This window comes from Anaerostipes hadrus ATCC 29173 = JCM 17467 (genome assembly GCF_030296915.1).
In the GTDB taxonomy this organism is placed as follows: Bacteria; Bacillota; Clostridia; order Lachnospirales; family Lachnospiraceae; genus Anaerostipes; species Anaerostipes hadrus.
On record NZ_AP028031.1, the window covers coordinates 1406915 to 1419626 of the forward strand.

Sequence of the window (12712 nt, forward strand, 5' to 3'; positions counted from 1 at the left end):
TCCTTACCCCGCATAATAATTAACGTTGGTTGAGAATGCGATCAATGCCACGGACAGGATAAATAATAGTGCCATCGTAAAGATCATCGAAAGCATTAATTTCCCGCTTTGAATGACTGCATCCATCGCTCCGGTAATCCTTTTGTCGGATATGGGCTGAATCATGATCCCTGCCAGCAGATAGGTAAGAACAACTGCTGTGATCTCTATAACTGGTGGCACGATGATCACGATCAGTACAAGGATCCCAACGGCTCCGATGCTGTTTTTGATCACAACTGCCGAACCGATGACCATGGTCATGGCTGAATTCAAACCACTTCCGATTCCTGGAATGGCACTCATTCCTTTTTGGAGAACTGTATTTTTCATGGAATCAACGGCTGGCAGGATCATTGACTGGATCAGCTGGACTCCTAACAGGACACTTAGGAATCCTTTGAGCAAAAACTTGATCACACCTTCGAGCGTTTTACATAGTCTTGAAAAATGTTCTTCTTTTGATATATGGTTGATGATCTTTAGGACAAATAAGATCTTGATCATCGGAAGTAATACAACATTTGTAAGGGTTGTCATTGCATAGATCAGCAGAAGATAGAATTCATAAACTGTCGTTGATGTCGTGATCCCGGAAGTTGAGACAACAGCCAGTGAATATGCCATGATCATTCCTTTCATATAATCTGCCATTAAGGTAACGAGCTGCGTCACTGTTTTGTTTAAATAAAAAAAGGAATGTACCATGACACCGCATAGGATCACATAAGTAATATAAAATGCACTATTGGCTGTGCTTTGCTGAAAAAAGGAATCGGACAGATTTTTAAAGATGGCTGCGGTAAATGCGATCAGAAGGATTTCTCTGATCAAGTCTTTTTGGATCAACATACGGTTTAAAAAGACCTCTTTCATTTTGGCTTTGATCGTATGCAGAACACCTTTTACATTTCCGTCGATCAGCTGTTTTACTAATTGTGTATAAGATAGATTGATCTCTTTGTCTTTTAAGGTGTTTTCCACATTGGTAAACATATCTTCGTTGAGTTTTGTTTCTTTGGCTGAAATATCATTTGTTCTTGTAAGGATCAGTAAAAACAGCAAGGTTAGCAGGAATATTCTTTGTTTCATATGCCATTTCCTAATAGTTTCTGAATCGTTCCAAGCAGCGATTCAAAGACTGGAAGTCCAACGATCAGGATCGCTAATTTCCCTGCAAACTCGATCTGCTTTGCAATCGATGCCTGTCCTGCATCTTTACAGATGTTGGATGCAAACTCGCAGATGAAGGAGATACCGATCAGTTTTAAAAGGATCTGGAAGTAGCTTTGTGGGATTTTTGAATAGGACCGGATCATCTCAAACACGGTTAGTATTTCCTCCATTTGTTTTAGACCATACATTGCCAGAAGAATGCTTGAGATCACTGCGATCACGACTGCGATCTCTGGACGGATCGTTTTGATCTTCATGGCGATCAGACTTGCAACGATCCCAAAGACTGCAACTTTTATCATCTTAGTATCCGCCTCCAATCTCTAGGATATCGTAAAAAGTGTCTGGACGCTTTCAAACAGATCATAGATATACGGGATCACCCAGCCAAGGACAAGGATCAGACCGGCAAGTGTGATCAAAAATGCCTGCTCGTCTCTTCCGGAATGTTTTAAGACCTGCACAAGGATCGTTACAAGAATTCCAACAGCTGCGATCCGAAAAATGATATTGACACTCATAACCCCTCCTTGTCATAAAAATGTCTGGTAGTTGCTTTATAGTAAGATGATCACGATCAGAACGCTTAGTGATATACCGAGGCTTCGGTACATCTTGCAGTTCTTTACTACTTGATCTTTCATAAGGAAGATCTGGTCATCGAGTTGTTCGATCGTCAGCAGGATCGTTTTCTCCTGCATCTGTTGGTCAAGATATCCGATCGTTTCACCCATGTTTTTTAAGATTTCATAAAACTTTGGTTCATAGATCACTTGTTTTAATTTCTGATCAGCGGTCTGCTGCCATATTTTAGCGAAGGATTCTTCACTGTGTGTCTCTAACTGCTTTGCCACCTTTTTTAGAAATGGCTGATATTCCTTTTCTGTCTTTGTCGATATTTTTAAAACAGCTTCTGGAAGTGGGGTAAATCCATAGCGGATCTCTCCTTGCAGAAGGTATAACATTCGTTTGATCGCAATTCCCTGTTCCAGACGTTTTTGTTCTTTTGCGGCTTTGTGAAATCCAAATCCGATCCCTGCAAAGATCACGATCAATGATCCTAATATCTTGATCAATTTAGGACCACCCCGTTTTCATCTATGATCTGTGCGATATAGCCAGGCTGGTTTCGCTGTTCTAAGATCACGTAGCGCTGAAACATCTTTTTGTTGATGATCTCCCGCATATAGGGATTCTTGGATAACGATTCTTTGTTCTTTCCATGGGCCGTTGCAAGAATGCTGCATCCACGGTAGGCACAGAAAAATAAGGCTTCCACATCTTCTTTGCTTCCGATCTCGTCCACAGCGATCACATCGGGGGCCATGGATCGGATCAGCATATTCATGCCCTGTCCTTTTTCACATGCATCCATGACATCCGTCTGGATCCCGAGATCATTTTGGGCAACGCCTTGGTAGCATGCTCCGATCTCACTTCGTTCATCGACAACTCCGACGGTCTGTCCTTCATCAGAGATTTTTCGGATCATATCCCGAAGCAGAGTTGTTTTTCCACAGCCGGGTGGTGAGATGATCAACGTTGGAATGAGTTTTCCCATTCTGGTGCAGCGTGAATATAATGTGTCCGCACATCCTTTCACTTCATGTGCGACTCGGATATTTAATCCGGAAATATGTCGGATCGTTTTGACTTTATCATGATCCATGACAACGGTTCCGCAGATTCCAACCCGGTGTCCACCTCGGATCGTTAAAAATCCTTGTTTTAACTGTTCGATATAAGCATACATCGAGTAGCTGCTGATATATTCCATGGCTTGTCTGATCTCTTGTGAGGTTACGATATGTAATTGTTCTTTTCTTGTTGTGATCTTTCCCTGTTCGGATAGATAACAGGTTTTTGCGTTGTATTTTAAAATGACTGGCTTTTGAATACGCAGGCGGATTTCCTGAAGTTCGTCCCAGTTGATGCCTGCCTGCTTTATGATCGTTCTGATATGTAATGGAAGGATTCCTAAGATTTCTTCCTCTTTCATAAATTTAAAAACACCTCCCCATTTTGGTATAATCCAAATATATGTGATGGAAGGTGTTTTTATGAATGTTATTTTATTTTTTCTTCTGATAATATGGTGCGATCTGGTCAAAGGATTGTCTGAGCTGATACTGGAAGTTATTTTGCTTGACGATATTTGTCTTCTGGGTGACAAACTTGTCTAACTTCTGCATATACTCTTCTTCTGTGACACTTCCTTCCGCCACATAAGTAAGACCTTTTTCCCAGCTTGCGGTTAAGGTTGGGTTTAAGAGTGATCCAATGGATGCACTGACAACATTGACGATCATCTCTCCGGTTAAAGTCGGTGTTACGATCTGTGTCTTTTTATTTAATGCAATGTATTTATTGGACACTAATTTCTTTACGATCTCTGCTCTTGTCGCACTCGTTCCGATCCCGCTTCCTTTGATCTGTTCTCTTAAATCTTCATCTTCGATCAGCTGTCCTGCATTTTCCATCGCAAGGATCAGGGAACCTGAATTGTATCGTTTTGGTGCGGATGTCGTTCCATCTTTGATCGTATAGTCTTTCACTGGAAGAGACATTCCTTTCTTCAAAGATGAGATCGCATGGATCTGTTCTTCTGTTAATTGGGCTTCTTTCTTCTGTCCGCCCATTCCTGTGACTTTTAAGTATCCTGGGTCTTTTAACATCTTAAAGTTTGCAAAGAATGCTTCGCCTTTGGTCTGTGTCTCTAATTTGATCTTTAAGTACACAGCTGGCGGCATAAAAATGCTTAGGAATCTTCTGACGATCACATCGTAGACTTTCTGTCCCATCTCTGAGATCCTTGATAAACTGCCTACTGCCTGTCCGGTTGGAATGATCGCATAGTGGTCGGTGATCTTCTTGTCATCTACGTATTTCGACTTGATGATTCCCTGATACTTCTTGTCCTGCATGATCTCATTTGCAAATCCTGATAGTGGAGTGTAATTGTTTAATCCTCCGATATTTTTATAAATCTCTTTAGCGACCGCACTGGATAAGACTCTGGCATCGGTTCTTGGATATGTAACCAGTTTCTTTTCATATAGGTCCTGGATCACTTTTAATGTCTCATCTGGACTTAGCTTGAATCGTTTGGAACATTCATTCTGAAGTTCTGCCAGATTATATAATAACGGCGGATTCTTCTTTTCCTGTCGTTTGGATGAGGATACTACGATCGTCTCATTGTTACTTCCATCTTCTAAATATTTGATGAATTCCTGCGCATCTTTCTTGTCCAGGAATCCGTTATCTTTATATAGTTTCTTGGACTCAAAGTATTTCGATCCTTTCACTGCTTTCCATTCGGCTTCCACTTCAAATCCCTGGCAGTCAAAGTGTCCTAAGATTCTGTAAAACGGTGTTGGCACAAAGGTACGGATCTCTCGTTCTCTCTTGACGATCATTCCGAGCACGCAAGTCATCACTCGTCCGACTGCTACCACTAAGCTTCGTTTCTGATTTAAATAGTTACCAAGTGTCCAGCCATATTTGAGTGTCAGGACTCTGGAGAAGTTGATTCCCATCAGATAGTCTTCTTTGGCTCGCAGGTATGCGGCGGCTGCTAGGTTGTCGTATTCACTTAAGTCTTTCGCTTCTTTTACCCCGCGGATCACTTCTTCTTTTGTCTGGGAATCAATCCAGACACGTTTTTTCTTCTTGTCTTTGCTGACATTGGCCTGCTGGTCTACCAGACGGTAGATGTATTCTCCCTCTCGTCCGGAGTCAGTGCAGACGTAGATCGTATCAATGTCTTCTCGATTAAGGAGTGAAGATACAATATCAAACTGTTTTTGTACTCCTGGGATCGTTTCATATTTGAATGTATCTGGGATAAATGGAATGGTTTCTAAGTCCCATTTCTTTAGTGCAGGGTCATACTGGTCTGGATAAGACATGGTAACTAAATGTCCGACGCACCATGTGATGACTGCCTTGTCTCCTTCCATATATCCGTCTCTGTTTTTTGCATTTATATTCAGTGCCGCTGCGAATTCTCTTGCGACACTTGGTTTCTCTGTGATAAATAGTGCTTTCAAAAAATTACCTCTTTCTAAAAGTTTTACGATATATTATAACATAACCATTGAAAACATGATATAATTAAATCTGGTTCTTATGGAATTCATATTTGTAGAATCATGATTCCACATAAAATTTATACTGAAAGGATGATGAGTATGTTTTTAAATGAAGCAACCAAACTTCGTGCACAGACAATTATCAAGGGACTTGAAAAAAGAAATATGCATGGTGTTTTCTGTGCAACCAAGGAAGACGCCCTAAAACAGGCTCTTAGTTATATCAAAGAGGGCTCTTCTGTTTCTTGGGGTGGTTCTATGAGTGTTTCTGAGATTGGGCTGATGGATGCCTTAAAGGAAGGAAACTATCAGCTGATCGATCGTTCTGTTGCAAAGAATTTTGATGAGCAGCGTGAGATCTTTTCTAAGGCTGTCTTATCTGATTATTTCCTGATGAGCTCTAATGCGATCACCTTAGACGGAGAACTGATCAATATCGATGGAACTGGTAACCGTGTTGCATGCTTAAGTTATGGTCCTAAACATGTGATTATGATCGTTGGTATGAACAAAGTTGTCAATGATGTGGAAGATGGTATTAAGAGAGTTCGTAATTTTGCCAGCCCTCCAAACACTCTTCGTCTCGGACTGAAAACCCCTTGTTCTATGACTGGACGTTGTGGAGACTGTTATGGTGATACCTGCATCTGCAGTCAGATCGTTGTGACAAGACGTCAGAGTGCAATGATGAAAGATCGTGTCAAAGTGATCCTTGTTGGTGAATCTCTAGGTTATTAAGGCACTCGCTCTTTCTATCAAATATCACAGAACACAGACATTTTATCAGGCATTTTCACTGGATATTTTATCGCCATTCCAGTGAAAATGCCTTTTCTATTCTTGAATTTTTATAACAATCATAGTAAAATCAAACTATATTATGACACAATTCGACATTTTTTATAACAATATTGATATTATGAGGTTTTTCTATGAATTATGATATTTACCATTCATCTATCACTTATTTTCCACTGCTTCCGCTTTCTAAAACCGTTTCATTTGAACGCAAGGTACTGGATATCCGACAGATGCCTGCTCAGGTTTTATTTCCTCATTGGGATGATGAATTTGAGTTTATATATGTTCTCTCTGGCATGATGGAATTTCGTGTCCGGCAGAAGGCTTTTCTGGTTTCTTCTGGAGAAGGTTTCTTTTTAAACACTGGGGAGATTCATTCCGCTTGTGTATATCAGTCTTATGACTGCCGCTTTGTTATCTACCGGATCTGCCCTTCTGTTCTTTTTCAGACAGAAGATAATCCTTTATATCAAAAATATATCAAACCTCTGGTCGATCATCCTTCCTTTGGATTTTTAACGTTCGTTCCAAAAGTCCCTTGGCAGAAATATATCCTTGAAATGATCCGCAAAATGAATGATATCTGTGACCGTCCTGTTGATGGTTATGAATTGAAGATCAACCATTTTGTAAACGAGATCTTTTATTATATCTTTCATAATGTGAATCTCTCCAAAGAACTGTCCTTAAAAGAATCCAGAGATTTGGAACGTATGAAAGATGTGATGATATATCTTACTAAAACGATCGACCAAAAGCATACACTCGCTGATATTGCTTCTTACTGCCATCTAAGCAATAGTGAATGCTGCCGACTCTTTCAAAGAAATGTTCATCTAAGTCCTGTGGATTATCTGAATCAACTTCGTATTCATATGAGCTTGCCTGAGATCATAAAACATGAGAAAAAGATAACAGATATCGCTAAGATGTATGGTTTCTCTGGCAGCAGTTATTTCTCTGAAATGTTTAAAAAGACCCTCGGCATAACGCCAAGAGCCTTTTATAAATCTGTTCTTCAGCAACAAACTCTTTCTTCTAACGCTGATCCCATTCACGGAAGGCGATGAATTTCGTCTTCCAAAGAAGACTCAATGCTGGTGTTAATGCCCAGATCATCTTTGTCCCTTCTTGCATGATCAGATCGATCTTTAATATCCCCGCATACAAAATTACCAGTAGTAACGTAAAGATCACTAGTAATCCATATGCAACAGAATAAGAATTATGTACTTTCTGCCCGATCTTCTCACTAAAATAAAAGCGATCCAGTGTCAGAGAAATGATTGAAATCACTGATAAAATGATATTGATCGTATAAAATGTATGCATATCCATATGATTAAACCAAGTTGCCAAAGCACCTAAAAAGATCATGATCTGTGCATACCATAATACTTTTTCCTGTTTTTCATATTGATTTCTCATTGATTGAAACCTCTTTTTCTTTCTTTTAATAATGAATAAATACAGGATCTCCGATCTTCGTCAGGTTATATACAGATCTTGCATCTGATAATGTTAAGTTAACACATCCATGAGATCCATTCGTCTTATAATACGTTGGTGACCAGCTTCCCCAGTCTCCTCTGCTGCTGTAATGATATCCTGTTCCTGTCCACATGATCCTTGTCCAGTATCTTGTTGGAACACTGTAATCCGCACCTGTTAATGTCTTTGTAAGTTTCTTCTCTTTGATGTCATAAACACCGGTTCTTGTGATACGATCTGGTGTTGCTTTTCCAGTGATACAGGTTGTGCTGAATACAAGTTTTCCTTTCTTGTAGACGAAAACTTCCTGTGCTGACAGGTCAACTTCACTGTAGTTTTGTGTATCCCAGTCATTTTGCTTGTTCGTATAATCCATACGATATCCTTTGTGGCTGTAGACTGGTTTTAAGCTTGTAAGTAAAGCCTGTTCATTCTCCTTGGAAGGGTCTTTCTCATAGGCTTTGATCGCAGATTCATCTGGTGCTTTCTTTAACGCTTTCATTGTCTGTGCGATAACTTTGTCATAATCGATACGCCATCCATAGTCTCCACCACTTACTTTGATCTTCTTGCCAGAATGTGTCTTAAATGTTCTTGCGATTCCCTGTGTCTTGTATTTTAAGCAAAAGCTTTCTAACCATTTCTCGACAGCAGGCTGATCTAATTTTACAGTATGTCTCTTTGTGTTTACTTTGATGCAGTCTTTTAACGCATCTGGACCTAATGTTTCTTTGACATTATTGCCCATATCCCACTGAATGAAATGTAATAAATACTCATTGTAGGTTGTCTGCATCTGTTTTAATTCTTCATCATCATGATACAGACCAGGCTTTTTATAGACGTCCGGATTCTTCTTTTCATCTGTCAGATTCAGTGTGTTACTTAAAGACTCTATGGATTTCTCTACTGCGTCATAAAATGCTTTACGGTTTAAGTAATTTCCTTCATCTTCCTTCTGGATTACACCGTATTTCTTATCTGCAGAATATACGATCGTTGCATCCACTGGTTTTGTGATCTTATATGTATCACTGCCTTTGATCAAAACGGATTGTTTTAATTTAGTCTTTAATTTCTGCTCTGATAATGCAACTGCTGTCACTTTGGTTTTTTTGCCACCAAAGATCGTTGAAAATACACTTTGGCTGTGCTGCTTTTTGTAAGCATCCTTTACATGTGATTCTGTCTTAAATGCAAGATCGATCTCCTTACCGGAAATCACTTCCTGTCCGTTATTTCTTCCCTTGATCTTTAACTTGTAAGAATCAATGGATTTCTTTACTTTCTTCACTGATTCTTCGTATGTCATTCCTGACACATCAACTTTGTTAAATGTACTCCCCGGATACCAACGGTTCTGATAATGGGCATGGACACCGATAGCGGCTGCTATTAAAACAACCGCTACGGCACCTCCTATGATTCCCCCTTGTTTCTTTGTAATCCTCATATTGATTTCTGCCTCCAAATACGACTCTGTGATGGATTATTCATAGAGTGGATATTTTTCTGTTAATCCTAATACTAATTCGTTTGCTTCATCAAGTTTCTTGTCTAATAATGTCAGACGAATAGCTTTTGCGATCACTTTCATATCGTCTTCTTTCAGTCCACGAGTTGTAACAGCTGGTGTTCCAAGACGAAGTCCTGATGTTACGAATGGAGATTTTGGATCGTTTGGTACAGTATTCTTATTACATGTGATATGTACAGAATCCAGTACTTTTTCAGCTTCTTTTCCTGTCAGATCATATTTCTTAAGATCTACTAACATTAAGTGGTTGTCTGTTCCTCCAGATACGATATCGAATCCTTCTTCGATCAGTGCATTTGCAAGAGTATCTGCATTCTTCACAACCTGTGTCATATATTCTTTGAATGATGGGTCTAATGCTTCTTTGAATGCTACAGCTTTACCAGCGATCACATGCATTAATGGTCCACCCTGGATTCCTGGGAAGATTGCTTTGTTGAAGTTGTATTTTTCGTTCACTTCATTGCTGCACATGATCATTCCACCACGAGGTCCTCTTAATGTCTTATGTGTTGTAGTTGTTGTTACATGAGCATAAGGGATTGGGCTCTGGTGTAATCCTGCAGCTACTAATCCTGCGATATGAGCCATATCTACCATTAAAACTGCCCCAACTTTGTCAGCGATCTCACGGAAACGTTTGAAGTCGATCGCTCTTGCGTATGCACTTGCACCAGCAATGATCATCTTTGGTTTGCATTCTAATGCGATTCTTTCTACTTCATCATAATCGATGAATCCTTCATCATTAACTCCGTATGGTACGCAGTGATAGTTCTTACCAGACATGTTGACTGGGCTTCCGTGTGTTAAATGTCCACCGTGGTCTAAGCTCATTCCCATGTATGTATCTCCGACATTCAATACTGCGAAGAATACTGCCATGTTTGCCTGTGCTCCAGAGTGTGGCTGTACATTTACATATTCGCATCCAAATAATTCTTTGGCACGTTCTCTTGCAAGATCTTCTACCACATCTACATACTGGCATCCACCATAGTAACGTTTTCCTGGATATCCCTCTGCATATTTATTTGTTAAATGACTTCCCATTGCAGCCATAACAGCTTTGGAAACAAGGTTCTCTGATGCGATCAACTCAAGATTTGTTCTCTGTCTTGTTAATTCGTTTTCCATTGCTTCTGCTAATTCTGGATCGTAGTTCTTTACTTCGCTAAAATCAAACATTGTTTTCTCCTTTATATATTTATGTAAAATAATATTGTGTCTCGTATGTTGTGTCTTATTCTTATGATCATTCGATCACTTGATCTATCTGATTATTCCTGGAACTGTTCTTTTAATGCTTCTACTGCACGTTCTACACGACTCTCTTTGATCAGAACAGTGATCTTGATCTCTGATGTGTAGATTAAGTGAATGTTGATTCCACGATTATACAGTGCTTCAAACATCTTAGAAGCTGCTCCGCTGTTAGACATCATTCCAGCTCCGACGATAGATACAATTCCGACTTCTTTATCACTGATAATATCTTCGTAATCTGCTTCATCAAATGCTTTCTTTAATGTTTCAACGGCATGATCTGCTTCATCCTGTGCTACAACGAAAGAGATGTCTTTATTCTCTCCACGTCCGATGGACTGAAGGATCAGTTCCACGTTGATTTTTTCTTCTGCAATGGCACCAAAAACTTTTGCTGCGATTCCTGGCTGGTTTTTGATTCCTTTGATTGCGATCAGTGCAACTTCAGAGTTAGACTGAACACCGCTAAATAACATTTTCTCCATCTGATTATTCCTCCTCTGGTGTTGAAAGTTCAATTCCAAGTTCTTCTAGCTGTAATGTATCAACCGGTCCTGGAGCCTGTGTCATCAGGCAGGAAGCATCTTTTACTTTCGGGAAGGCGATGACATCACGAATGCTGTCTTCTCCTGTTAACCACATAACAAGACGGTCAAGACCATAAGCTAAACCAGCATGTGGTGGTACTCCAAATTTGAATGCATCTAATAAGAATCCAAAACGGTTGTAAGCATCTTCTTTTGTAAATCCAAGAGCTTCAAACATCTTCTCCTGAATATCATCCTGATGGATACGGATTGATCCACCACCAAGTTCTGTACCATTTAATACGATATCGTATGCTTTCGCACGGACATCTCCTGGTCTTTCATCAATGAATTCAAGATCTTCTTCAAATGGCATCGTAAATGGGTGATGCATTGCTGTGTAACGATTCTGTTCATCGCTCCACTCAAGTAATGGGAATTCTGTAACCCATAAGAACTTATACTGGGATTTGTCGATCATATCGTACTGTTTCGCAATGTGAAGTCTTAAGTTACCAAGTACATCAAAGACAACTTTGTCTTTGTCTGCGGCAAATAGTAATAAGTCTCCTGCCTGTCCATCCATTGCTTTGATCAGTGCATCCATCTCTTCTTCTTTCATAAATTTAGCGAAAGATGATTTCACTGTTCCATCGCTCTTTAACTGAATATATGCAAGACCTTTCGCTCCGAAGTCTTTGGCGTAGTCAACGAATCCATCGATCTTCTTACGTCCAAGATCTCCTAAACCTTTAGCGTTTAATCCTCTTACAGATCCACCATTCTCTAATGCTCCTTTAAATACCATAAAGTCGCATCCGGCAACTGTATCGGATACATTCGTAAGTTCCATTCCAAAACGCATATCTGGTTTATCAGATCCAAAACGGTCCATTGCTTCTTTATAAGTCATGCGAAGCATAGGAAGCTGTACATCAATATCTAATACTTCTTTGAAGATCTTCTTTAACAGACGTTCATTTACATCGATCACATCATCGACATCAACAAATGAAAGTTCCATATCAATCTGTGTAAACTCTGGCTGGCGGTCTGCACGTAGATCTTCGTCACGGAAACATTTTGCGATCTGATAGTAACGGTCGAATCCTGAGCACATTAAAAGCTGTTTAAACAGCTGTGGTGACTGTGGAAGTCCGTAAAATTCTCCTGGATGTACACGGCTTGGTACAAGATAATCTCTTGCTCCTTCTGGTGTACTCTTTCCTAAAACTGGTGTCTCGATCTCTAAGAATCCTTCATCCCCTAAGAAGTTACGTACCATTCTTGTTACATCATTACGAATGCGTAAGTTTCTCTGAAGATTTGGTCTTCGAAGATCAAGATAACGGTATTTTAAACGAAGTTCATCTTTGACTGTCTGATTCTCGTCAATTGGAAATGGAGGAGTTTCTGATTCTGATAAGATACGTAATGTATGTACCTTGATCTCGATATCTCCTGTCTTCAAGTTCTCGTTGATCGCTGCACTTCTCTTCTCTACAGTACCTACTGCTGCAACGACATACTCACTTCTTAAAGAGTTTGCCTTATTATAGTCTTCCTCAGATAATACTTCCTGATCAAAAACTAACTGTAAGATTCCTGAGCGGTCTCTTAAGTCTACAAATATAAGACTTCCTAAATTTCTTCGTTTCTGTACCCATCCCATGACAGTGACTTCTGTTCCGATAAGTTTGTTGCTTACCTCTGTACATCGGTGGGATCTGGCTAAACCTGACATTGATTCTGCCATGATATTTCCTCCTTCATCCTTTTCA

At 39.7% G+C, this 12712-nt stretch carries 13 protein-coding genes; 2 read left to right on the forward strand and 11 right to left on the reverse strand.

Annotated features, from left to right (window positions below):
* Window positions 1-3 precede the first annotated feature (3 nt).
* The 6 genes from QUE18_RS06895 to QUE18_RS06920 form a co-directional block, all read right to left on the reverse strand.
* Entirely contained in the window at window positions 4-1131 is a 1128-nt protein-coding gene (locus tag QUE18_RS06895; RefSeq protein ID WP_009203370.1) for a stage III sporulation protein AE, read from the reverse strand.
* Window positions 1128-1517 (reverse strand): SpoIIIAC/SpoIIIAD family protein, encoded by a 390-nt coding sequence (locus QUE18_RS06900; protein ID WP_009203369.1) that lies wholly within the window; start codon window positions 1515-1517, stop codon window positions 1128-1130. Before QUE18_RS06900 ends, QUE18_RS06895 begins: the two co-directional genes overlap by 4 nt.
* A gap of 21 nt (window positions 1518-1538) precedes the next feature.
* Window positions 1539-1736 carry a stage III sporulation protein AC gene (gene spoIIIAC / locus QUE18_RS06905; RefSeq protein ID WP_008391038.1) on the reverse strand — a complete coding sequence of 66 codons (198 nt, stop codon included), beginning with the start codon at window positions 1734-1736 and terminating at the stop codon, window positions 1539-1541.
* Between the two features lie 36 nt (window positions 1737-1772).
* Window positions 1773-2291: a stage III sporulation protein AB gene (locus QUE18_RS06910; protein ID WP_009203368.1), complete on the reverse strand. Its 519-nt coding sequence runs from the start codon at window positions 2289-2291 to the stop codon at window positions 1773-1775.
* Window positions 2288-3214 (reverse strand): stage III sporulation protein AA, encoded by a 927-nt coding sequence (gene spoIIIAA / locus QUE18_RS06915; protein ID WP_040344156.1) that lies wholly within the window; start codon window positions 3212-3214, stop codon window positions 2288-2290. Before spoIIIAA ends, QUE18_RS06910 begins: the two co-directional genes overlap by 4 nt.
* Window positions 3215-3287: 73 nt before the next feature.
* Window positions 3288-5267, reverse strand: coding sequence for a DNA topoisomerase (locus tag QUE18_RS06920; protein WP_009203366.1), 1980 nt, complete (start codon window positions 5265-5267; stop codon window positions 3288-3290).
* Between the two features lie 141 nt (window positions 5268-5408).
* Between QUE18_RS06920 and QUE18_RS06925 the strand changes: the two genes are divergently transcribed.
* Together QUE18_RS06925 and QUE18_RS06930 are read left to right on the forward strand one after the other, a co-directional pair.
* A complete protein-coding gene (locus QUE18_RS06925; RefSeq protein ID WP_040344153.1) occupies window positions 5409-6047 on the forward strand; it encodes a lactate utilization protein in 639 nt (212 codons plus the stop codon).
* A 194-nt stretch (window positions 6048-6241) separates the two neighbouring features.
* Window positions 6242-7180, forward strand: a complete 939-nt coding sequence (locus QUE18_RS06930) for a helix-turn-helix transcriptional regulator (RefSeq protein ID WP_009203364.1) — start codon at window positions 6242-6244, stop codon at window positions 7178-7180.
* Here QUE18_RS06930 and QUE18_RS06935 read toward each other — a convergent pair.
* The 5 genes from QUE18_RS06935 to aspS form a co-directional block, all read right to left on the reverse strand.
* Entirely contained in the window at window positions 7149-7538 is a 390-nt protein-coding gene (locus QUE18_RS06935; RefSeq protein WP_009203363.1) for a hypothetical protein, read from the reverse strand. The two genes, QUE18_RS06930 and QUE18_RS06935, sit on opposite strands and share 32 nt — an antisense overlap.
* A 25-nt stretch (window positions 7539-7563) precedes the next feature.
* Window positions 7564-9054, reverse strand: a complete 1491-nt coding sequence (locus QUE18_RS06940; RefSeq protein WP_009203362.1) for a L,D-transpeptidase family protein — start codon at window positions 9052-9054, stop codon at window positions 7564-7566.
* Between the two features lie 36 nt (window positions 9055-9090).
* Entirely contained in the window at window positions 9091-10326 is a 1236-nt protein-coding gene (gene glyA, locus QUE18_RS06945; protein ID WP_008391053.1) for a serine hydroxymethyltransferase, read from the reverse strand.
* 92 nt (window positions 10327-10418) lie between these two features.
* Window positions 10419-10889 carry an ACT domain-containing protein gene (locus QUE18_RS06950; RefSeq protein ID WP_009203361.1) on the reverse strand — a complete coding sequence of 157 codons (471 nt, stop codon included), beginning with the start codon at window positions 10887-10889 and terminating at the stop codon, window positions 10419-10421.
* Window positions 10890-10893: 4 nt separating this feature from the next.
* On the reverse strand, window positions 10894-12687 hold the full coding sequence (gene aspS, locus QUE18_RS06955; protein WP_009203360.1) for an aspartate--tRNA ligase: 1794 nt from the start codon (window positions 12685-12687) through the stop codon (window positions 10894-10896).
* Between the last annotated feature and the right edge of the window lie 25 nt (window positions 12688-12712).